Here is a 23,413-nt window from a genome sequence, read left to right as displayed (position 1 = left end):
AAACTCTTTAGAGTCAGTTTTTATTTTTTTATTAATAAATCCAGGCTAAACCATAAATAAACGGACCAGGTCTATTATTCCATCCATTACCAAATTCTCTTGGTTTATGTCCCGAAATTCGTCCACTAATATAGATTCTATTATCTAGAGTTATTTTTTCTGCAACTAGGTCAACACATGGATATATTTCTTTTTCATTTAAATAGACTTTATCGGTAATTAATTCAATAATATCATTATTTCCGATGGCTTTTGTTTTTTCTACTAAACACCATTCAAATTCAAAGTCATTTGGAAGTTCCTGTCCATAATGTAATTCAGCATACAACTTCAATTCATAAAATGTTTTTTCAATATGTTTTTTAAACTCACTTCTAGTCATTTTCCAAATGTTGTACAACGGTCTTGTGTATGATTAGTTACGGAAAATCAGTTGTGATTTTCCGATGAGGAAATTAAGAAGTAATTAATTATACACGTTGTTGAGGTTAGTTATTCTCTCGTTCATTACCTAGAACTTCATAGTTTAATGAATCAAATTATTCCTAACTTTTTTGCAAATTTGGAGACACTACATTTTCAGATTAAGTAGTAAGATCTTTTATTTTAAGTGTTACCATTTAACCTTTATAGAAGAAATCTAAGACCAAGTTAACTTGGTCTTTGAAATTTTGAGTTAAGAAATTATTTCTAAATAAATAACCCAAGGTAATATCTTCAATAATAACTTTATCTATATTATTTTTAGTAATTACCTCTTTCAATTCATTTGCATTGTTTTTTGTAACTGAAGAACCAATAAATTGACCATTAGAGGTAAAACAAGTAGGTACTTTTTTTCTGATTTCAGTTATGATTTCAAATCTGAGTATTTTTTCACTTTCTAACATAGTATGAATTTTATTTAATTAAACTGATTTACAACTTTAAGCAATGCTTCCATACTCATATCAATATCTTTTTTAGTGGTTGACCATCCTACTGTACTAATTCGCATAGCTTCTTTACCATGCCAATTGGTACCACCAAACCACGCAGTTCCTTCTTTTTGAATCGCTTTTATTACTGCTTTTGTTTTTTCATCAGAACCAAATGAAACCATTACCTGATTAAGCTCTACGTTGTTTAAAATTTCAAAGCCTTCTTCTCTTAATCTTAACTCAAAATACTTAGCTAAATCACAAGATTTACCTATCATATCAGAGACACCTTGTCGTCCTAAACTTTTTAAGGCTGCCCAAACTTCTGTTCCTCTTGCTCTTCTTGAAGTTTCTAAAGTTCTGTTCATTGGGTCATCATTACCTTGAACGAGGTAATTACCTTTTAAAGTAAGTGCTTTTTTAATAACCATTTCATCTTTGTAAAATGCCATACCAGAATCATAAGGTACGTTCAGCCATTTATGAGCATCCGTAGCCCATGAATCTGCCTTTTCAAAGCCTTTCATTAAATACTTTAGCTTTGGGTTTGAAGCTGCCCATAAACCAAAGGCACCATCGATATGTACCCAAGCATTATATTTTTTTGCTTTTTCAATAATAGTATCAAAAGGGTCAAATGCTCCTGAATCTACATTTCCTGCCTGTAAACAAATAATAGTCGGTTCATCTCTAAACTCTGGAAGTTGGTTGGCATCAATTGCACCATTTTCATCTACTGGAATTTTTTCTATTTGTGCATTTCCAATACCTATTGCCCTTAAAGCTCTTAGCATGGTGGTATGTACTTCTTCTCCAACGAGAACTCTAATTTTTGGAGCTCCGAAGACTCCATTGGTTTGAACATCCCATCCATATTGTTCTAAAACATGATTTCTTGCACCAAGTAAACAAACCATATCTGCAGTGGTAGTACCGGTTACAAAAGAGCAGCGTGTTTGCTTAGGTAAGTGTAAAACATCTACTAACCATTTTTCGGCCACTTGCTCTAGTTTGCATGCTAATGGAGATAATACAGCCATATTTGGTAGTTGATCCCAAGCTGCAGCCAACCATTGAGCCGCCACAGTGACAGGTAAGTTAGCACCAGTTACAAACCCAAAAAATCGTGGGCTAATTGTCATCATAGCTCCCTTACTTCCAATATTTTCTAGTTCTTCAATAACCTTTTTAGATGGCATTGGAGTTTCAGGAAAAGGGCCATCTAACAAAGAAAGATTTTTAAGGGCTTCTTCAGTAGGCTCAATATTCCTAGTCTGTGCTTCTTGCAAAAAGGTTATTGCTTTTTGTGCAGCATAATTTAAAGTTTCATCTCTTTCAGAGAGTATTTTACGTACATCCATTTTTTATTCTGTTTTAATGAGAAACAAAATTAAAATAGGGAGACCTTAAAAAATTGTATAATCTTGCTATTGGGCAATGGAAGACTGATATTGTTTAGGTGTAATACCTAAAAACGATTTGAAATTTCTTGTGAAGTGACTTTGGTCGAAGAACCCAACCATGTAGCCTACTTCTGTAACAGAGTTTTTAAGCTTTAATAATTCCTGAGCTTTATTGAGTCTTAAGTTCATCAAATACTTATGTGGAGGAATACCAATTGATTTTGAAAAAACTCTATTTAAATAATAAGTGCTTAAACCAGAAACCTCCGACAATTGTTCTAATGTTATTTTGGAATCAAAATAGGTATGTAAATAATCTTTTATATGGTTAGTGATGATGGAGTTTGCAGAAATTTCGCCTGCTTTTACCTTACTTGAACTGTGATTTTTTATAAGATAAGCAAATGTTTCATAAAAACAATTTTGATTTTGAATAGTATCAAACTGATTCGAAAAAAGATAATTATGTAGATGTAATAATTGTTCTTCTAGATGATTATCTTTTACTGTGACTTTATCAAAATTTGGAAGTGAAACTTCATCCTGTGCTATATCATTTGCAATCTGTTGAAAAACTTCTGGCTGTACATTAAAAGTTCTATACCTGTAGCCTTTATCATCAATATTCTTATTGCTATGAATCCTCTCTGGGTTTATCATTGAAATATGTCCCTTAGAAATTATTTTTTCTTTAGGTGACTTTGGACAATACGATTGCACACCACTTTCCATTACACCAATAATAAATTCAGGGTGATAATGTAAAGAAGCTTTATTCGATTTGAAATTAGCGTCCATTAACTCAACTCCAGAAATATCATTATTAACATGAAATTTCAAGATGTTGCTTTTTATGTTTTTTGCTTCTTTCATAATTAACCACAACGGTCTTGTGTATGATTTCGTTGCGTGTTTCAGCAACTAAATTAATAAACTAAAACGAACCAGAGGAAATTCCGAAGGAATTTCCAAGTAGGCGAGAACTAGCAATGAATTATACACGTTGTTGTAGCCATTTTTTATTTATATAAATTTATATTGATGACATTATCTTTAATATCAAAAAATCCGATTTCCTTTCCATATCCAATTTGAAAATTATTGACATAGTGATTGTCATCTGTAATTTTAATTCCAGTTTCGTAAGTGTAAACTTTAAAGTCCAGTAACTTTTTAATTTTAATCAATTCGGATTCTTTTCTTTCAGTTAGATAAGTTCCGTCTCTGTCAGAAGTTATAAAATAAAGTTTATCCTTATATGGAAAGCTGACGAGTATTGTTCCGCCAATATTTCTGTACAATTCTTTAAGTCCACTATCTGATTTCTTTTTAAAAAATTTATCCTTTTCAGTGTCGTCTTCTTTTAATTCAGTCAGTTTTGTTGGCTCAACAATTTCATAAATTCCAGAAAATCCAGACATATGAGCCAATGAAGTCGTTAGATAATACTTTCCGTCTATTTTGATTAAAGACGATGGACACGTAGCTTTAGAAACGTAGACTTTGTCGGTCTTTTTATTTCTAAATTCAACTGTTCCACCGAATTCGCCTCTACAAGAATCTTTTACTATATAATTCTCATCTTCGTAGAAAAAGTCAAATTTATGTTCAAACGAATTGAAGTCAGATTTGAATTCAACTTTTCCTTTATTGTTTAATTGAACTTTAAATTCAGCTTTTTTCTCTTGTGAAGAAATCAATTGAATAATTAATAAAAAAACGACTGTTAAATTAAATCTCATTAGTTTTCTCAAATTGGCTACAACGTTTAGCTATGCGCAGTGCGGAAGCAAAAAATCATTGTTCTTCGATCCAGCACTTAGCCAAAGTTTATGTTTTGTTTTTATATTTTCTAAAATACCAAATTTAAATCTTTGGCGACAAACCAAAATAGACAATGACTTTTCGATTAAGCCTAAACTCCGCATTATCGCATAGGTGTTGTTCTAAGCCGTTTTTTTATTTTTCCATCCTCTTTTTTCAAAACTTCTCACATTCTGGCTATCTTTTATTGAGTTCAGATATTCCGCAAGAATTTTCAATTCCGAGTCAGTTTGATCTCCTTCAAAGGCGTTCACATAAACAGCATTTCCATAATTGTCCTTTGTTTTTTCAGGAGAATCGTCAATCATCAATATCCGTTCAATTGAGAAACCTTTCTTTTTTACTTTTTTGAGTCTTTTTTCGTGAATATATTCGTCAAGTTGATAATCCCTTTTTGTTGTACAGCGAGTTCTGCCCCAAACAAATTCAAAATCAATATTTTCGGGCTTTATTTTTTCCACTATTTCCTCAACATATTTATCGTCAGCAGATGACCAAACAGCTAATTTAAAATCAGCACTCATAGATTCCAGAAACCATTTAAGATTTGGTCTTCTATAAATGAAATAATCGGCATATTGAAAGTCAAAGTCAATTTCGAGTTTTTGCTCAGTTGCGTGAATTAGAGTTTCATCTAAATCCAATACTAATAATATTTTATTTTCAATTTCCAAATTTCGGTAATGGCTTAGAACGGTAAATATAACAAACGTTGCTAACCAAAAGGGTAGCTATGTTTTGTTATATAGTGTTATGAGCTTTTTTATTTATTTAATCCAATTGTCTATTACAACTTTTTGCATCCATTTTTTACTTTTTAATTCATAAAGTACAATTACTCCACCTCCGCACAATGGACCGCAAATTTTTTCAAAACGAACCATTGCAAGATCATAATTCTCGTTAAACAATGGTTTAGAAATAGAAGAGAATCCCTTTTTACAGTTTTTTTTCTCCAGCCAATCTAAATAAGCAAACTCATTATCTTTAAATGACTCATTAAATTCGATGTATTCTCGATTTTCGATAATATTTTTTTTAGGCACTAGTTCTTGAGTTATTTTGAATTTGTTGAACAGGTCAATTTGAAAGTTAAGAAAATTAATATTTTCAATTTTTAAATTTTCTTGGATATATAATTTGAATTTGTCTTCTATTAATTTTGATTTCCATACGGATTGTTCTATTATACAATCAGTGTCAAGAAAACTTTTGTCTCCAAGTAAACTTTCTTTTTGTAATAATTGGTTTATGAATTCCACCGTTATTTTTTTGTCATAGCTCTCGTTTTTCAAGTCAGGTTTACAAGACAGGAAAAGAGTCAAAACAAGCGGTAATATGTATAAGTTATTATTCTTCAAATTGCTTATAACAATTGTGTATGTGTAAAAGTAAACATATTTCTTATATAGTAATCTGAACTAGAAGTATAGTATTCGAATATTATACGATTAAGAAAACAAAATGCTTTAAATTTTGAATACTTTTAAACTTATCAAATTTATTTAAGTTAGATAGTGTAGAGTATCCTTAGAAAGGATCTAGGCATGATGTTTTACATTATTTTATAATCGCCATATAAAGTTTATTCACAATATTTTTTTGGTAATTTAAATTTCTAAATTAACTATTTTCCTAGATAACATCATAGGTATAAAAACGGTAAGTAAACTTAATTTATAACCAGTATCTTTTTTTTTATGATTGAATTTTAATCTTTTTAGGTTCTTAGAAATATATAAAAGAAAAAACCTCCGGTAATCAGCCGGAGGTCATTCATCAATCAAAAAACGAACAGTTATGTTATAAAACTGTTTGTAGTCGCAATTTAGGAATTTATCCTAAATAAGTCTTTAATATTTTACTTCTAGACGTATGTTTTAATCTACGAATAGCTTTTTCTTTTATTTGTCGAACACGTTCTCTTGTAAGATCAAAAGTTTCTCCGATCTCTTCTAAGGTCATAGGGTGTTGATCACCAAGACCAAAATATAATCTGATTACATCTGCTTCTCTAGGTGTAAGTGTTTCTAAAGCTCTTTCTATTTCTGTACGTAAAGATTCGTGTAATAATGATCTATCAGGATTAGGTGATTCACCAGAGTTTAATACATCATAAAGGTTAGAATCTTCACCTTCTACCAAAGGAGCATCCATACTTACGTGACGACCAGAGTTTTTCATAGACTCTTTTACGTCATTAATAGTCATATCTAACTCTTTGGCAATCTCTTCTGCACTTGGTGGGCGCTCATGTGATTGCTCTAAGAAAGCATACGTTTTATTAATTTTATTAATAGAACCAATTTTATTAAGTGGTAAACGTACAATACGAGATTGTTCTGCTAATGCTTGTAAGATAGACTGTCTAATCCACCATACAGCATACGAGATAAATTTAAATCCACGTGTTTCATCAAAACGTTTAGCAGCCTTAATTAACCCTAAATTACCTTCATTAATCAAATCAGGAAGTGTAAGTCCTTGGTTTTGGTATTGTTTTGCAACAGATACTACGAATCTAAGGTTTGCCTTTGTTAATTTTTCAAGGGCTCTCTCATCACCAGCCTTGATACGCTGAGCCAATTCTACTTCTTCATCTGCAGTAATAAGATCTACCTTACCAATTTCCTGCAAATATTTATCCAGCGATGCAGTCTCACGATTCGTTACCTGCTTCGTAATTTTAAGTTGTCTCATCTATGTTATCCTTGAAATTTAATTTGTGAATATTTTAGGGCCTTTGCTTATTATACGTAAGATGTTACCTAAATGTTACAAAATTGTTGATTTTTTATAGAAATAATCATAATACTTCAACTTAGTCGTAGCTTTTAAGTACTACTAACACTAGGATTTCAGAATTTTTACAACTTTTTTATTTTTCTTGTTTTTTTGAGAAATAACGCTAAAAAAAATTGTTAGTAGCTAGATTAATCGTGTTTTAATGCTGTTAAAATATAAGAGATGTACTTTGTACTATTAAAATTTATAGGATAATCCAGTTTGTAGAGTGAAAAATAAATGTCTATAACTTTCTGTAGTGTCGCTGGCATCTTTTAATTGAAAATTGAATATAGGTTCGGCATTTAAATAAATGTGTTTTGTAATGGAGTGCTCAAAGTTTGCACCAATATTAAAATTAAAACTTGCCTTTTGAAGATTTCTGGCGCTTCCAACTTTAATGGTATTTGATGAGTTGCGAACCGAGAGCACATTTTGATCTAGAAATAAAATATTCATACCCATTAGTATCGATGTTTTGATATTTCGATCGATAATTTGATGCTGTGCTCCAAATGAGATTTCATTATAGGATATTTTTTGAACAAGATCTAATGTATTGATATCCTCAACTATGAAGTTGTTTGGTAATGATATCCCCACATCTCTTAGTACAATTTCAATTTGATCAGATGGTATACTTTTAGTAATACTACTTAATTTTGTACGGTTATATCCAATCCTTAAAGCAGTTTTTTTAGAGTAATATGTTTTAAAAAGAATACCATAATTTAGAGAGATTCTTCCGTTATTCTTGTTATTAGCGATTAGATTACTTAATAAAGACCCTTTTGGCGTAAAGGTATACGTGGGTGTAAGGTGAACCCCTATACTAAATTTCTGGAAAAGTGGTTTTTTCTTTGGCTTTAAGTATATTAATGTGTCTTTGGGTTTGCGCTTTGCAACTACTTCTTCTTTTTTAATTAGCGACTCTGAATCTAAAGAGTCTTTAGGAGTTTTTGCTATACCAGAAGAATCGGTCAATACATGATTAGTGATATTTTTGTTTTTAGAGTTTGAAAATTGAAAAGATAAAGTATCGTTGTTAATACTGTTATGATCGTTATTACTTAAACTTTTTTGGTAGGTGTTAGGATCCTTTATTGTACTACTACTACTACTACTACTTTTAGAAGCCTTAGAACCGAATTTGTTATTTTTTAATTGAGCTATAGGTAAATTAGATTTTGAATCAGTATTAGTGTTTGTATAATGAGAAACAACATCGGTTTTAGTGTTTATTTCCTCTTTTATAGAACAAATTGTATCTAAGTAATCTTCTTTAATAGTTTTATTCTCTTTTATATCTGTGATATTGTTTTTGTTAAAATTGGGTTCTACACAATGATCAATTGTAATATTTTGTGGGATATTATTAGTATTTGAATTGTGAATTGTAGTCTTTGTAAATGTTATATATCCAAACGTTAACAGCAATGAGGATAGCACAAGTACACTTCCTATTCTTATCCAATAGATTAAGGGACGTTTTTCTTTTTTAGGTAATTTAGACTCAATATCTTCCCAGCTTAATTGGCTAGGAGTGGTATTAAAACCCTCTAGTTTTTCTTTAAAAACTTTTCCTATGTCTTTTGGGTTAGCCATTACTTAGTACTTTTTTTTTAAAACAATCTTTGTCAGATAGTATTTTAGTTTTTAATATACTTTTTGCCCTATGTAAGTTTGATTTAGAAGTTCCTTCAGAAATAGTAAGCATTGTAGCAATCTCTTTGTGTGAGTATCCATCAAGTTCATATAAATTAAAAACTAATCTATATCTGTCTGGTAACTCTTGTATATATATGAGTAACTCGTCTAATGATAGTTGTAATTCTTCTGCGTCAATTACAACATCTTCAATAGTATCTTCTTGGACAAAATTATCTAGATAAGGTGTCTTTTTGTATTTATCAATTGCCTTATTGATAGTTATTCTTTTCATCCAACCTTCAAAAGAACCTTTAAAATTGTATTGGTTTATTTTATTGAAAATTGTGATAAAAGCATCTTGTAAGTTGTCTTCGGCTTCGTTGTAATTTTTGCAATATTTTAGACTCAAAGCAAAAAGTATATCTCTATAGAGATAAAACAATTCACTTTGTGCTTTGCGATTGTTTTTTTGACACTTTTTAATTAGTTTTTTTATGTCCAATTGGTTTTAAGCTTTGTAAAGACTACTGTTTTGTGTTTTATTCGTCATTGTTAATAAGCAAAAAGAGTTCAATATATTTTAATACTTGTTCTAATTACTTTTTAAAAATAGCATATAAATTACTGAGGTATCTATTTTTTTTAAGACTGAGTTGTTTTTAAAGGTTGCGTCAAAAAAGAATAAAATTTTAGGATTAAGCAAAATGTTACAAAATAAAGTAGTTTTAAAAGCCATCTTTTCTTTCATAGAAAAGATGGCTAACCATAGCATTAGGACGCATCTGGATTGTTACAGGCTTCAACAAATAGTACAATTCTAATAATTTTAGAAACATTAGTTTCTGAATTTCTAATTTTAGCAAAAACTAGTTGGGGATTAGTGGTATTTGTATATGTAGATGCGTCTAAAATGTTTTGTTCTTCTTCAGCATCAGCATATGTGCTGAAAAATGTTACTTCGGCGTCTGTATTTATATTTTCCTGAAGTGATACAATGCATTCTTTATATCCATCCAGGGTAAACTCTGCTTTATCATCAAAGCCTTCTAGGGCGCATTCTCTAAACTCTACATAATCACATGAGTTTTCAACAGCACATTTTTTTTGAATGGTGTATTTTTTGTCTTGGTTGGTTATCTCTATAGTATCGTCTTCGGTAATAATAGCTTCCCAGTCAAAATTCCAATCCTGAGCGGTTTGAGATTCTCCTTCTAAATGAATATTGATGTGTAATTTTTCTTCAATAAATAAGGACACCCAAGATGTTCTGTACGCATCACCTTTGTGATAAAAAATGCCTGTTCCATCTTGGTAAAAGTCAAGTAAAGAATTATTGTACTCTTTGTTTTCGGTTAAAGAATTGATTGTCCATATACAGTTTTCTTCTTCTAGTATGTTATTACAATTACCAATAATTTCGGTTTCGATACATGCTTCAATTGTTTCTTTAAGTTCTGCATTATCATCAATACTTAAAGTACTACCATCTTCTAATGTACTTGTTATGGGGTAGCTAAGCCCAATAGCTCCATTAATTTCTTCGGTTTGACCGAGTAAGCTTACAAATTCTACATTATTGTTGATGATTCTGCTACCAACTACTTCTGAATTATCATCAAAGGTATAGACGTTAAATGGATATATAAAAATCACACAAACAGGCTCGGTTTTATCATCGTTTGTAGAAATCGTTTTTATAGAATTAAACAGGGACGAATCAGAGTCGATTTTTTGTAGATTACTAAATAAATCATAAGGTTCATTTTCACATGAAATCAAAAATAATGTAGTGAAAAAAACTAAAGAAATTTTTTTGAATAGTGTCATGGCTCTGTCTTTTAAAGTATGTGTCTTATAGACTGAATGCTTTAAAAAGGTTGCTTAGTTAAAGTGTAATTTTAGTTAATATGTTGTTTTTAAGAATCTTGTGTGTAGAATAATCAGTAAATTAGTGAAGTCACATATAGCTTTTTAAGCTATGTATAAAACCTATATCATGAAAGTATCATTAAAAGAAGTTAAACTGTATAATAGAATTATGAAGAATCTGTATTACGTAAAGCATCTAAGGTTACTGATAAATCTTTTATTGATTTGTGTTGTTTTTGCGAGTTGTCATAGTTATAAAGCAATAGAGCTTTCAGACACAGAAATTCAATTAAATAAAAAATATAAAATAACGACTACAAAATACCAAAATAAGAAAATGGTAGTTAAAGATTTCAACGATTCCGAAATTCTTGTAGAGATAGATAAAAAAGATGAGAAAATCGCTCGTTCAGAGATAAAAGAAATGAAGAGCAGAAAGTTTTCTTATATAAAGACATTTGTTGTAACACCGGTTACATATATGGTTTCTGGTGTTGGATTGGTTTTTTTGGCTTTGGCCGTACGATAAAAAAAAGTAGGCTAAATTCTAATTTAGAATTTAGCCTACTTTTTTTTATAATTAAAAAGATAAATTAATTATTATCTTTTTTATCTCTACGAGGAGGTCTTCTATCATCTCTCTTGTCACCACCTTCTGGTCTAGGAGGTCTAGGTAATAGGGCTTTTCTAGAAACTTTTTCTTTACGTGTTCTTGAGTCAATACCAAAATATTTAACATCAAATACATCACCCATATTAACTACGTCGCTAACATTTTCTGTACGTTCCCATGCTAATTCAGAAACATGTAGTAGTACTTCGTTACCAGGAGCTTCCATATACTCTACAACAGCACCAAAATCTAACATTTTGATTACTTTTACTTCGTATACGCTACCCACCTGAGGTTTAAAAGTGATAGAATCAATTTTAGCTAATACAGCATCAATTCCTTCTTGATTTGTACCTAATATTTCTACATTACCTTCTTCGGTAACTGGGTCTTCATTGATAACAATAGTAGTACCTGTTTCTTTTTGTAATTCTTGAATTACTTTACCACCAGGTCCAATTAATGCTCCAATATATTCTCCAGGAATAGTTTTTGTAACCATTTTTGGAGCATGCCCTTTAACATCAGCATTTGGTTCTGCAATCGTATCCGTTAGTTTACCAAGAATATGTAAACGTCCATCGGCAGCTTGCTTTAATGCATTGACTAGGATTTCATAAGATAATCCTTTTACCTTAATATCCATTTGACAAGCGGTAATACCATCTGCAGTACCAGTAACTTTAAAATCCATATCACCTAAGTGATCTTCATCACCTAAAATATCAGAAAGAACCGCATATTTACCAGTATCACCATCTGAGATAAGACCCATTGCAATACCAGAAACAGGTTTTTTAAGTTGTACACCAGCATCCATTAAAGCCATAGTACCAGAACATACAGTGGCCATAGAAGAAGAACCATTTGATTCTAATACTTCAGATACTACACGTACAGTATATGGGCAATCTTCAGGAATCATACCTTTTAAGGCACGTTGTGCTAAGTTACCATGTCCTACTTCTCTACGAGATGTACCACGTATTGGTCGTGCTTCTCCAGTAGAAAAAGGAGGGAAGTTGTAATGTAAATAGAAAGTTTCTTCACCTTCAAAAGAAGGCATGTCTATTTGATTAGCTTCTCTTGAGGTACCTAAGGTTACTGTAGCTAAGGCTTGAGTTTCCCCTCTTGTAAAAATAGAAGATCCATGTGTAGAAGGTAAGTAATCTACCTCACACCAAATTGGTCTGATCTCATCCGTTTTACGACCATCAAGACGTAATCCTTCATTTAAAGTAAGATCCCGAATCGCAGCTTTTTCAGCTTTATAGAAATATTTAGAAACTAAATCTCCAAAATCTTCTAATTCTTCTTCAGAAAAACTAGCAGTGATTTCTTCTTTTATTTCAGAAAATGCTAAACCACGCTCTTTTTTAGAGGAACCGGCTTTTGCAATTGCGTATACTTTATCATACGCCATATCATGAATTTTCTTAGCAAGATCTTCATCTTCTCTTTCAGGATCGTATTCACGAGTTTCTTTTTTTCCGAAAGCTTCTGCTAATTTAAGTTGTGCTGCACATTGAACTTTAATAGCTTCATGTGCGAACTTAATTGCTTCTACCATTTCTTCTTCAGAAATCTCATCCATCTCACCTTCAACCATCATTACAGAATCTGCAGAAGCACCAATCATCATATCGATATCTGATTCTTCTAATTGCGCTCTAGTTGGGTTGATGATAAACTCACCATTTATACGACCTACACGAGCTTCTGAAATTGCACATTCAAATGGGAAATCAGATAATTGGATTGCTGCAGAGGCAGCTAATCCTGCCATTGCATCAGGCATAACGTCTTCATCATGAGACATTAACTGAATCATAACTTGAGTCTCTGCATGATAATCTTTAGGAAATAATGGACGCAGTACACGATCCACCAATCTCATTGTTAATACTTCACCATCACTAGGTCTAGCTTCTCTTTTGAAAAAACCACCTGGATAACGACCAGCAGCTGCAAATTTTTCTCTGTAATCTACAGTTAACGGTAAAAAATCTACATCACTTTGTTTGTAATTTGAAACAACTGTACATAGTAACATACATTTGCCTGATTGCACAACAACAGAGCCATGTGCCTGCTTTGCTAATTTTCCAGTTTCGATAGAAATTTCTCTACCGTCACCAAGGTCAATGACCTCTCTATACACTTTTGGAATCATATTTTTTTGATTCTAATCTACCACTTCATAACTTATATGTATTATACAAGCTAGTGGTAGTAATTAAACATTGGTTTCCGTCTTACTCGGACGGACAAGGTTGTGTTGTTGTAGTAATTGTTCGACCAATGAAAAACTAAGGCATTCATTCTGACTCTAGTGAAGTAAGAATGTTTTTATTCGAAACCTTAAAAAAGATTTCAATATCATTAAAAAAAAGAGAGGCATATAGCCTCTCTTTTTTATTATTTTCTTAAATCTAATTCTTTAATAATCGCACGATATCTTAAAATATCTTTCTTAATAAGATAATCTAATAAGTCTCTACGCTTTCCTACTAACTTTACTAACGAACGCTCTGTATTATAATCTTTACGATTCTTCTTTAAGTGTTCTGTTAAGTGAGTAATTCTGTGAGTAAATAATGCAATCTGAGCTTCTGCAGTACCACTGTCATTTTTTCCTTTACCGTGCTTTGCGAAGATCTCTTCTTTAATCTCTTTTGTTAAATACATTCCAATATTATTTAAATGATTTTTATGTATTGATAACGCCTTGTTATCAGCGTGCAAATATAATATTTTTTGAATTAGAATTGCATTTTATATGAAAAAAAACATATTTGATTAAACCTTTTGTAAAGTGTTTAGTCATAAGAAGGTAACGTTAAAATTAAATATTATGAAAAACAGCATTTTAAAGTATGGTTTACTAGTGTTTATATCTGGAGTATTTGTTGGATGTGATACAGATGAAGCTAATGATCAAACTACAGAACCTCTTAATCAAGAAGAAGTTGAACTTACTGCAAAAGTGGATAACGCTACCGAAGTTATAAGTGATACTTTTTTGCAGATTTATGAGGTTGAAGAGAGTCTTGTGAAAAGCCCAATTCATCCATTTTTACCAGAGTGTGCATTAGTTACTGTTGAAATTACCAATACCTCAAAAGAAGTTACGGTTGATTTTGGGACCGAAGGATGCGAGGTACGTGGAGGAAATGTACTAAAAGGAATAGTTAAAATGTCTTATGTTTCTAACATTGATGAAAGTACATTGGTTATTAACTATGAATTAGTCGACTTTTTTATAAACGAAGTGGAGTTTGAAGGAGCTAAAACGATAACAAGGCAAAGCACTAATGAAAATGGAAATCCACAATATGCGATGAATTTGGATTTAAGTATAACATTCGAAGATGGATCGCAAGCTTCTAGAAAAGGAACAAAAGAGAGAGAATGGATTGAAGGTTCTTTTAATGGTAATTGGGGAGATAATGTATTTTTAATTACAGGAGAATGGGAAACTAATTTTGTAAATGGGAATGTACATAGCACGACAATTGTAGAGCCTATACGTCGCGAGGCAAGTTGTAAGTTTATTGTGAGTGGTATCGTTAATTTAGTTAGAACAAACTATAGTGGGATGTTAAATTATGGGGATGGAGTATGTGATAATAAGGCTGTTTTTACAAATGTCGATGGTGATGAACAGGAAATACAGTTATAGTCTTAAAAGCTTGTTTAGAGTTCTTATTTTGATATGAATACGATTTTAAACAACAAAAGACATGGTATAAGCCATGTCTTTTGTTGTTTTTATTTGTTAAAGGGACCTACTAATTTGGAAGAGGTCTATTTAAAATTAAATCTAAGTAAAGATTTACTTTTTGTTTTAAATGTTGTCTTGGAGTTATATAATCTAAAAACCCGTGCTCTAATAAAAATTCTGAAGTTTGAAAACCTTCTGGTAATTCTTTACCGGTAGTATCTCTTACTACTCTTGGTCCTGCAAAACCTATTAATGCTCCTGGTTCGGATATGTTGATGTCTCCAAGCATGGCAAAAGATGCGGTTGTACCTCCTGTAGTTGGATCGGTACATAGAGAAATATAAGGAATTCCTGCATCGGCCAATTGTGCTAATTTCGCAGATGTTTTTGCTAATTGCATTAGTGATAAAGCAGCTTCCATCATACGTGCTCCTCCTGATTTTGAAATAATCATAAAAGGAATGTTGTTCTTTAAAGAATAGTCTGCAGCTCGAGCGATTTTTTCGCCTACTACACTACCCATAGAACCACCAATAAATGAGAAATCCATACAGGCAATAACTAAATCATTACCATTAGATTTACCTACGGCTGTTCGTACAGCATCCTTAAGATTTGTTTTTTCTTGCGCTTCTTTAAGACGATCTGTATATTTTTTCTTGTCTTCGAATTTAAGAGGGTCTTTTGAAGAAAGATTTTTATCTAATTCTTTGAATTTGTTATCATCGAATAAAATTTCAAAATATTCTTTACTACCAATTCTTACGTGATATCCATCTTCTGGACTTACATAAAAGTTTTTTTCCAGTTGTTCTGCATCTACAATTTTTCCAGTTGGAGATTTGTACCAAAGCCCTTTAGGGACATCTTTTTTGTCCTCTGTAGCTGTCTGTATACCTTTTTGTGTTCTCTTAAACCAAGCCATAAATTATTGTATTAAAAAAGCTGAAACTCCTAGTAAAGAGTTCCAGCTTGGTTTTTCAGTCATTATAATGTGTTCACATTATTTAGATCTTCGAATGCCTTTTTAAGACGGTTTTTAAAGGTGATTTCACCTTCTCTTAACCATTTTCTAGGATCATAATACTTCTTGTTAGGTTCCTCAGTTCCTTCAGGATTACCTATTTGTGTTTTTAGATATTCAATTTTAGAAGTCATATAGTCACGAATTCCTTCATTAAATGCAAATTGAAGATCTGTATCAATATTCATCTTAATTACTCCGTACCCAATAGCTTCTCTTATTTCTTCTAATGTAGAACCGCTACCTCCGTGAAATACAAAATCAATGTGGTTATGATCAACATTGTATTTTTCTGAGATAAATTCCTGAGAATTTTTAAGAATTTTTGGAGTTAGTTTTACATTACCCGGCTTATATACTCCGTGTACATTTCCGAAAGCTGCGGCTACAGTAAATTTATCACTAACTTTACTTAGTTCTTCATAAGCATAAGCAACTTCTTCGGGTTGTGTATATAGCTTAGAATCATCTACGTCACTATTATCTACACCGTCTTCTTCACCCCCTGTAATACCAAGTTCGATCTCTAAAGTCATTCCCATTTTACTCATACGAGCAAGGTATTCTTTACAGATTTCGATATTCTCTTCGATTGATTCTTCTGATAAATCAATCATATGAGAACTGTATAAAGGTTTTCCTGTTTGTTTAAAAAACTCTTCTCCCGCGTCTAATAGTCCGTCTATCCAAGGAAGTAATTTTTTAGCACAGTGGTCAGTGTGCAAAATTACAGGAACCCCATAGGCTTCGGCCATAAGATGCACATGTTTTGCTCCGGCAACAGCTCCAGCTATCGCAGCTTTTTGTCCTTCATTAGAAAGACCTTTCCCAGCATTAAATTGCGCTCCTCCATTTGAGAATTGAATAATTACAGGAGAATTTAATTCTGCAGCAGTTTCTAAAACGGCATTAATCGTATTAGAACCTATTACATTCACTGCAGGTAATGCAAAAGCTTTTTCTTTTGCAAATTTAAAGATTGCTTGGACTTCATCTCCTGTAGCAACTCCTGGTTTGATGTGATGACTCATAATTTAGTTTTGGTTTATAAGGGTACAAAAATAGTAAAATTAAACCGAAAGAATTTTATTAATTAAAACGAAAAAAACAGGCTTTTTGAAATCATTAAACATTAAGTAAAAATAATAGATCAAAATACTGTCAATTAAAAAGGATAGTTAATTCCTATATTATAAACAGCTTCAGAGAAGTTATAGCCTTTAAACCATCTTTGATCTACATCATTGGCAGGATTAAAAGTTTTAAAACCAATATCAAGGCGTATTACAAAAAAATCAAAATCATATCTAAATCCAAAACCACTACCAACGGCTATTTCTTGTATGTCATCTAATCTAGAAAAAGTAGCTTCTTCATCTTCTACATTGTCGAGAATATTCCAAATATTTCCTGCGTCTATAAATAAAGCACCATTTAGTCCTCCTAGAATATTATAACGATATTCGGCATTTAATGCGATTTTTAAATTGGCTTCATTAAATTCGTTTCTTCCTCCCGTACTTCCTGGACCTAGATCGTAGGGCAACCAGCCTCTGTTGTCGTTTGTTCCTCCTCCAAAAAAACTACGAGCAAAAGGAATACTATTAGCGTTTCCGTAAGGAATAGCGATTCCTCCAAAAGATCTAAATGCTATTATATTTTTTCTGCCTAAATCCCAATGTTTGATATAATCTAATTCTGTTTTGACATATTGCGAAAATTCAACTCCGAATATATCAAACCGTTCGTTCGAATTTTCTTTTAACCCTGCGATTTCAGAAATAGCATTTAAAACGTTACCTGCGAGTTCTATTTTTGCTTTAAACCTTGAATAATTTTCATCATAAAGATTTTCTCGGTTGTTTTTTGTAAACGTATAACTGGATGCAAATATTAAGTTGTCCTCGGTTAACCTTACTTTACGTTCGTTGATATTTCTGATTTCCTGTTGTTGACTGTTGTTTAAGTCTTCATCAGGGTTTGCTCCAAGTGATTCAGATAAAAAGCCATCTGCTCCATCCGGAATTCGCAATTCAGCTTCACTGATATCACCACCAGGATTAGAAAACAAGGGAGAATCTGGATCTAGAACCTGCCTGGCAATACCATTTAGTTCACTAAAAGCATTTTTGTAAATATTAAAATAGTTGTTAATATTTAAATTTCTTACATATTGAACATTAACAAGATCTATTTGATTGGTAAATATTTTGTTAGGTTTCCATATATAATTAAATATACCTGTGGCGTTTTGTTTGTCTAAACCTATATTTTGTTGCACATTAATTCCAAAAATAATATTTGTTGTGGGAGACATTCTTTTAGGAATAATACTGTTGGTTCTTACAGGAAAAAGTATTTGCGGAAAAGATAGTTTTACATCTGCGCCGACTTCGGAGATATCAAAGAATTTTTGCCCACCATCTACAGCATCTGCCGAAGACCCAATACTACCTCTACCAGAGATTTCAAGAATTTCGGCTCCTCTAAAAACATTACGTATTAAAAGTGAGCCTCCAAAACCGATTCCGAAGGGTCTTATGGTTGATGTTGATACATCAAATTGGACATTGGTACTATATTTCTTTTTGGGAGTTAGTAAGATGTTTGCAATCAAATTTTTTCCGGTAGGGTCATCTCTATCAACATCATATTGTATGTTAGGGTATTTAAATGATCTTAAATTGTTAATTTGATTGTATGTAATTGTACGGTCGCTATCTTTAAAAATTTCTCCAGGTGTGATCAAGATTGAATTTGTAATTGCCTTACGAGTAAACTTGATTTTGTCAAAACCATAAATATTATACCCTCTATATGATGTACTATCTTTAGGTACCTTATTTCTATTTTGATAAGAATAATCTGTAAAGATGTTGACTTTACTTATTTTATGAACTTTAAAAGGTATTCTTGCGGTTGAATCTCCAAAAGTTATTGGTCGGTTTTTGATTAATAGGTTAAGATTTACCTTATGATCCGTATTAATAGTGTCGGCATCAAATTTTATAAACTCTTTTTCAAAATGAAATAACCCAGAATTTCTATACAAGGTAGTAAGGCGTTCTCTTTCTGATTCAATATCAAGAGTTTTGTATTGTTTTCCAGAGGTTATTGTAGAGTTTTCAGTATTAATTTTATAAATAGAGTCAGCTACTCTAGAATCTATTCTGGTTTTTAATGAATCAATAAAATAGGGTTGATGTGGCTTTACATAATATTTTACTGTAGCTCTTTTGTCATCTCCTTTTTCAATTGTATAATCAGTTTCGACATTAAACCAACCATTATTCCAGAAGTATGATTGTAACCTTTTGGCAGAACGTCGGGTTTTTATTTCATCTACTATTGATGGAGGCTCTCCTGTTTCTTTTATCCAATTGTTGATTCCTGATAATGCTACACCTAGCCGATCTATTTGCTTTTTAGAAAAGAAATTTGTCATTCGCTTTTCGCGTTTGGGCTTTCTTTTTAACCAATCACGATATAGTGAATCCCTATTAACACTTGCTAAGTTGTAAATATGAAGTTGTACAGGAATTCCTGCTGGTCTTGAATTTGGTTGCTGAAGCAGTTGATTTGATAGTTTTATATCTTTTGATTCGATGCTATCAACAAAAATTAGGTTCTTTTCTAATAAGTGTTCACTTTCCTTAACTCTTTTTACCGCATTACACGAAATTAAAAAGATTGTAGTTAGGGTAATTAATAATATTTTTGTCAGAAAGTATTTCAATCCAGATTCATTATTGATTCAAAAATACACTATTTGTATGGTTAGCAAAAACCAAAAGAAACTAATAAAAAGTTTATATCAAAAAAAATACCGAAAACAACATGGTTTGTTTGTAGCTGAAGGTAAAAAAGTGATTAAAGAGTTGCTTGAAGCAAATTTAGACCTTCAGGTGTTGTATACCATAGACCTTAGTGTTTTTGATGTGTCAAAAGATATAATGCAGGTTATATCAGAAGAAGAGTTAAAGCAGATAAGTTTTTTGACAACCCCTCAAACCGCACTGGCTATTTTTTCTATTCCAGAAAGTAGTAAACCAAATACAAAAGGTTTGGTTTTGGCATTAGATGATGTACGCGATCCTGGAAATCTAGGTACTATTATACGATTATGTGATTGGTTTGGTGTGCAGGAGTTGGTATGCTCTAAACAAACAGTAGATTGTTTTAACCCAAAAGTGGTACAGGCAACTATGGGATCTATAACACGTGTAAATATTAATTACTTGGATCTTGAAGAATTTCTTCGTTCAGAAAAATCTACTACAGAGATTTTTGGTACATTTATGAGTGGTGATAATATTTATGCACAAGATTTGCCAGAAAACGGAATAATAGTAATGGGTAATGAAGCTAACGGGATTTCACAGCGCATAGCGAATACAATTACTCAAAGAATCACAATTCCTCAATTTGGGATAGCCCAAAATACAGAAAGCCTTAATGTAGCTATGGCAACATCAATAATTCTCAGTGAGTTTCGAAGAAAGTAAATAATTAGATTTACTGAAATGTGAAATTTAGAAAAACACCTCTTGTAGACATTTTATCAATAGTACTTGTGTATGGACTATCAGGATCATTATCAGGAACCAATTCATCAGATAAAGCAAATACTCCTCGAATAGATGGTGTGAATTTGAAATAATACAGATAAAGATCGATCCCGAAACCAACTTCAAAATAATTCGTACTTGTTTTCATTCTAAACTCACCACTTGTATTGTCATCGGGATTATCTTGATTACTTGATAAATTGATCGAAGTAGATACACCCCCTACAATAAAAGGTTTGATGTTGTTGATTCTCTTGGTAGATATTTTTAATAATAAAGGAAGGTGAACGTAGGTAGATTTCACCTCTCTAAGTCTTTGAAAATCATCTGTAAATAAAGGGTTGTCAAATGTAAGATTTCGAGTAGAAAATGTAACCATAGGCTCAAATCTAACATCTAAATAGTCATTAATTCTTACATTCCCCATTAATCCTACACTAAAACCTATGCTTTCATCCACGATAACGTCCTGATCTTCAAAATCGGCAGTGTAATCAAAATTGAAATCATAAAAATTAAATCCAAGTATATAACCCCAACTAAGTCTTGGTTTATCAAAGTTCTGTAAGTTTTGAACTTTTTCTTTCGAAAACAATTGTGCACTCATATGTTGAGAGAAAACTAGAACAACGAATAGGATAAAAAGTCTTTTCATTTATTTAAAAATTTACTAATTAAAAATTTGAAATCGTGTTTTAATTAGTATTTATCATTTCTTGATGCTCATTACGAGCTTTCATATTATTTATTTTGTAGCGGTGTATATTGTGGCGACACCAAAAGTCTGAGGCTTATCTTCAACATCTATAAACCCAATTTTTCTCAAAATATTGTTGAAACTTTCACCATATGGAAAAGCTGCTGCACTTTCACTTAGATATGAATACGCAGATCTGTCCTTAGAAAATAGTTTTCCGATTAAAGGTAAAATTTTTGTTGAATAAAATTTATACCCCTGTTTATATGGTGTTTTAGTAGGAATAGAGGTTTCTAGAATAACAAATATCCCACCAGGTTTAAGAACTCTTAAGATTTCAGAAAGTCCTTTTTCTAAATTTTCAAAATTTCGAACACCAAAAGCAACTGTAATCGCATCAAAATAATTATCAGTATACGGAAGATTCTCGCTATCTGCTTGAACCATACTAATGATGTTGTCTAAATCTTTGGCTTTGATTTTATCCTTACCTACATTTAACATTCCGGCAGAAATATCAAGACCGATAATTTCTAAAGCCCCTGTTTTGCATAAGTTAATGGCAAGATCACCTGTTCCAGTAGCAACATCAAGAATCTTTTCAGGATTTGTTTTATGTACTAGTTTGACAACCTTTTTACGCCATTTAATATCGATACCAAAAGAAATGACGCGATTAAGACCGTCATAATTACCTGAGATCGTATCAAACATCTCGGCGACCTGATCTTTTTTAGATCTATTTTTGTCGTTGTATGGTGTTATCTTTTCTGACATTCAAAAAAATTTAGGCAAATATACATTTTTGATATTGATAGTTAGACTAGATTTATATTAAGTTGATGAAGATCAAATTTTATCGGTAACTCAATTTGCATTATCTTTGTACGCTTTTTAAATACTAAGACATAAATTTATTGTTTTAAAATACAACAATTTATATCTTCGTTCGACATTTTTTAGATGAAAAATATTATACACAACCAATGAAAATCATAATTGCCGGAGCTGGTGAAGTCGGATTTCATTTGGCAAAATTACTCTCGTTTGAGTCTCAGGATATTACTCTTATTGATACCGATAAAGAATGCCTTAACTATGCGGATACGCATTTAGATATACGAGTTATTAAAGGAGACGCCACTTCTATTAGTATTTTAAAAGAGGCTAGGGTAGAGAATGTAGATATGGTAATAGGTGTTACCTCGAGTGAGACAACCAATATTACAGTATGTGTATTAGCCAAACAATTAGGAGCAAAACGAACTATAGCTAGAATATCTAATACAGAATTTCTTGAAAATAAAGAAGAAGTAGGCTTTGCTAAATTTGGAATAGATGAGTTAATATCCCCAGAAGCTTTAGCAGCAGGTGAAATAGAACTATTGCTTAATCAATCTGCCTTTCATGATAGTTATGAATTTGAAGATGGAGCTTTAACTATGGTGGGTACTACATTATCTAATGAAGCACTTTTTGTAGGTAAAAATGTTAGAGAAGCTGCAGAGATATTTCCAGAATTACACTTTATGCCTATTGCTATTCAACGAGCAGGAACACAATATACTGTTATCCCACGAGGAGATACAAAATTCAAAGAGGGAGATCAGGTATATTTTGTGACTTCGAAAGGAGGAGTTGAAGAATTATATAAGCTTACCGGTAAGGTAAAAGAAGAGATAAAAAGTGTAATGATTCTTGGGGGTAGTAAAATAGGATACAAAACCTCATGTGACCTTTGCGATCATAAATTTAGAGTTAAACTTATAGAAAAAGATAAAGAGAAATCTTTTGACTTAGCGGATATATTACCGAATGCTCTTATTATTAACGGAGATGGACGAAATGTAGAACTTTTACAGGAAGAAGGGATCGATGGGATGGATGCTTTTATTGCTGTGACTGGTAATTCTGAAACCAATATAATGTCTTGTTTAGTTGCAAAATCTAAAGGGGTTAGAAAGACCATCGCTTTGGTAGAAAACATGGACTATTTTCAGTTATCCCACTCTATAGGTATTGATACATTAATCAATAAAAAATTATTGGCTGCAAATAACATCTTTAGATTTATTAGAAAAGGAGAAGTTGTTGCGATGACTAAACTTAATAATATGAATGCAGAATTATTAGAGTTTATTGTAAAGCCAACTTCAGAAGTGAGTGATAACCTAATAAAAGACCTTGATTTTCCGCGTTCTGCGATTATTGCAGGTGTGATTAGAGATGGCGAAGGTATGATAGCACTGGGCGATTTTTATATCCAAGCAGGAGATCGAGTAGTTGTATGTTGTTTACCTAAGTCTATTAAGAAAATAGAAAAGCTCTTTCTTTAAA

Annotated in this window: 22 protein-coding genes; 4 read left to right on the top strand and 18 right to left on the bottom strand. The window is 31.8% G+C overall.

Features of this window, described 5'->3' with window-relative positions:
• Nucleotides 1-31: 31 nt before the first annotated feature.
• The 11 genes from D1816_RS11075 to D1816_RS11020 all read right to left on the bottom strand — a co-directional run bounded on the left by D1816_RS11075 (nucleotide 32) and on the right by D1816_RS11020 (nucleotide 10,408).
• Nucleotides 32-382: a hypothetical protein gene (locus D1816_RS11075; protein WP_118502870.1), complete on the bottom strand. Its 351-nt coding sequence runs from the start codon at nucleotides 380-382 to the stop codon at nucleotides 32-34.
• 238 nt (nucleotides 383-620) lie between these two features.
• Nucleotides 621-890, bottom strand: a complete 270-nt coding sequence (locus D1816_RS11070; RefSeq protein WP_118502867.1) for a hypothetical protein — start codon at nucleotides 888-890, stop codon at nucleotides 621-623.
• A gap of 14 nt (nucleotides 891-904) precedes the next feature.
• A complete protein-coding gene (locus tag D1816_RS11065; RefSeq protein ID WP_118502865.1) occupies nucleotides 905-2,281 on the bottom strand; it encodes an aminotransferase class V-fold PLP-dependent enzyme in 1,377 nt (458 codons plus the stop codon).
• Between the two features lie 66 nt (nucleotides 2,282-2,347).
• On the bottom strand, nucleotides 2,348-3,163 hold the full coding sequence (locus D1816_RS11060) for an AraC family transcriptional regulator (protein WP_158597744.1): 816 nt from the start codon (nucleotides 3,161-3,163) through the stop codon (nucleotides 2,348-2,350).
• Between the two features lie 179 nt (nucleotides 3,164-3,342).
• Nucleotides 3,343-4,065, bottom strand: a complete 723-nt coding sequence (locus tag D1816_RS11055; RefSeq protein ID WP_118502861.1) for a hypothetical protein — start codon at nucleotides 4,063-4,065, stop codon at nucleotides 3,343-3,345.
• 204 nt (nucleotides 4,066-4,269) lie between these two features.
• Nucleotides 4,270-4,821, bottom strand: coding sequence for an NIF family HAD-type phosphatase (locus D1816_RS11050; RefSeq protein WP_199729951.1), 552 nt, complete (start codon nucleotides 4,819-4,821; stop codon nucleotides 4,270-4,272).
• Nucleotides 4,822-4,914: 93 nt separating this feature from the next.
• Entirely contained in the window at nucleotides 4,915-5,409 is a 495-nt protein-coding gene (locus D1816_RS11045; protein WP_147405069.1) for a hypothetical protein, read from the bottom strand.
• Nucleotides 5,410-5,983: 574 nt separating this feature from the next.
• A complete protein-coding gene (locus D1816_RS11040; protein ID WP_027395748.1) occupies nucleotides 5,984-6,847 on the bottom strand; it encodes an RNA polymerase sigma factor RpoD/SigA in 864 nt (287 codons plus the stop codon).
• 282 nt (nucleotides 6,848-7,129) lie between these two features.
• The gene (locus tag D1816_RS11035) at nucleotides 7,130-8,536 is read right to left on the bottom strand and encodes a hypothetical protein (RefSeq protein WP_118502856.1); all 1,407 of its coding nucleotides are present in this window, start codon (nucleotides 8,534-8,536) and stop codon (nucleotides 7,130-7,132) included.
• Nucleotides 8,529-9,083 (bottom strand): RNA polymerase sigma factor, encoded by a 555-nt coding sequence (locus D1816_RS11030; RefSeq protein WP_118502854.1) that lies wholly within the window; start codon nucleotides 9,081-9,083, stop codon nucleotides 8,529-8,531. Before D1816_RS11030 ends, D1816_RS11035 begins: the two co-directional genes overlap by 8 nt.
• 269 nt (nucleotides 9,084-9,352) lie before the next feature.
• A complete protein-coding gene (locus tag D1816_RS11020; protein WP_118502849.1) occupies nucleotides 9,353-10,408 on the bottom strand; it encodes a hypothetical protein in 1,056 nt (351 codons plus the stop codon).
• A 169-nt stretch (nucleotides 10,409-10,577) separates the two neighbouring features.
• Here D1816_RS11020 and D1816_RS11015 point away from each other — a divergent pair, with 169 nt between their 5' ends.
• On the top strand, nucleotides 10,578-10,979 hold the full coding sequence (locus D1816_RS11015; protein WP_118502847.1) for a hypothetical protein: 402 nt from the start codon (nucleotides 10,578-10,580) through the stop codon (nucleotides 10,977-10,979).
• 64 nt (nucleotides 10,980-11,043) lie between these two features.
• On the opposite strand, the gene D1816_RS11010 is transcribed toward D1816_RS11015, so the two are convergent.
• The gene (locus D1816_RS11010; RefSeq protein ID WP_066313620.1) at nucleotides 11,044-13,236 is read right to left on the bottom strand and encodes a polyribonucleotide nucleotidyltransferase; all 2,193 of its coding nucleotides are present in this window, start codon (nucleotides 13,234-13,236) and stop codon (nucleotides 11,044-11,046) included.
• A 245-nt stretch (nucleotides 13,237-13,481) separates the two neighbouring features.
• Nucleotides 13,482-13,751 (bottom strand): 30S ribosomal protein S15, encoded by a 270-nt coding sequence (rpsO, locus tag D1816_RS11005; RefSeq protein WP_066313631.1) that lies wholly within the window; start codon nucleotides 13,749-13,751, stop codon nucleotides 13,482-13,484.
• Between the two features lie 166 nt (nucleotides 13,752-13,917).
• Here rpsO and D1816_RS11000 point away from each other — a divergent pair, with 166 nt between their 5' ends.
• Nucleotides 13,918-14,745, top strand: a complete 828-nt coding sequence (locus tag D1816_RS11000) for a hypothetical protein (RefSeq protein WP_118502845.1) — start codon at nucleotides 13,918-13,920, stop codon at nucleotides 14,743-14,745.
• A 109-nt stretch (nucleotides 14,746-14,854) separates the two neighbouring features.
• Here the strand turns inward: D1816_RS11000 and accD are convergent, their stop codons facing one another.
• The 3 genes from accD to D1816_RS10985 form a co-directional block, all read right to left on the bottom strand.
• A complete protein-coding gene (gene accD, locus D1816_RS10995) occupies nucleotides 14,855-15,712 on the bottom strand; it encodes an acetyl-CoA carboxylase, carboxyltransferase subunit beta (protein ID WP_066313618.1) in 858 nt (285 codons plus the stop codon).
• Between the two features lie 62 nt (nucleotides 15,713-15,774).
• Entirely contained in the window at nucleotides 15,775-16,842 is a 1,068-nt protein-coding gene (fbaA, locus tag D1816_RS10990; protein WP_066313616.1) for a class II fructose-bisphosphate aldolase, read from the bottom strand.
• A 134-nt stretch (nucleotides 16,843-16,976) separates the two neighbouring features.
• Nucleotides 16,977-19,547 (bottom strand): BamA/TamA family outer membrane protein, encoded by a 2,571-nt coding sequence (locus tag D1816_RS10985; RefSeq protein WP_118502843.1) that lies wholly within the window; start codon nucleotides 19,545-19,547, stop codon nucleotides 16,977-16,979.
• Between the two features lie 37 nt (nucleotides 19,548-19,584).
• Between D1816_RS10985 and D1816_RS10980 the strand changes: the two genes are divergently transcribed.
• Nucleotides 19,585-20,316: an RNA methyltransferase gene (locus D1816_RS10980; protein ID WP_118502841.1), complete on the top strand. Its 732-nt coding sequence runs from the start codon at nucleotides 19,585-19,587 to the stop codon at nucleotides 20,314-20,316.
• Between the two features lie 10 nt (nucleotides 20,317-20,326).
• On the opposite strand, the gene D1816_RS10975 is transcribed toward D1816_RS10980, so the two are convergent.
• Both D1816_RS10975 and ubiE read right to left on the bottom strand, forming a co-directional pair.
• The gene (locus D1816_RS10975; RefSeq protein ID WP_118502839.1) at nucleotides 20,327-21,034 is read right to left on the bottom strand and encodes a porin family protein; all 708 of its coding nucleotides are present in this window, start codon (nucleotides 21,032-21,034) and stop codon (nucleotides 20,327-20,329) included.
• Nucleotides 21,035-21,124: 90 nt separating this feature from the next.
• Nucleotides 21,125-21,853: a bifunctional demethylmenaquinone methyltransferase/2-methoxy-6-polyprenyl-1,4-benzoquinol methylase UbiE gene (ubiE, locus tag D1816_RS10970; protein WP_066313611.1), complete on the bottom strand. Its 729-nt coding sequence runs from the start codon at nucleotides 21,851-21,853 to the stop codon at nucleotides 21,125-21,127.
• A gap of 209 nt (nucleotides 21,854-22,062) precedes the next feature.
• Between ubiE and trkA the strand changes: the two genes are divergently transcribed.
• Nucleotides 22,063-23,412 (top strand): Trk system potassium transporter TrkA, encoded by a 1,350-nt coding sequence (trkA, locus tag D1816_RS10965; RefSeq protein WP_118502837.1) that lies wholly within the window; start codon nucleotides 22,063-22,065, stop codon nucleotides 23,410-23,412.
• Nucleotide 23,413 lies beyond the last annotated feature (1 nt).

It is taken from the genome of Aquimarina sp. AD10, assembly GCF_003443715.1.
GTDB classification, from domain to species: Bacteria; Bacteroidota; Bacteroidia; order Flavobacteriales; family Flavobacteriaceae; genus Aquimarina; species Aquimarina aggregata.
This window is presented reverse-complemented; position numbering and strand designations above follow the sequence as displayed.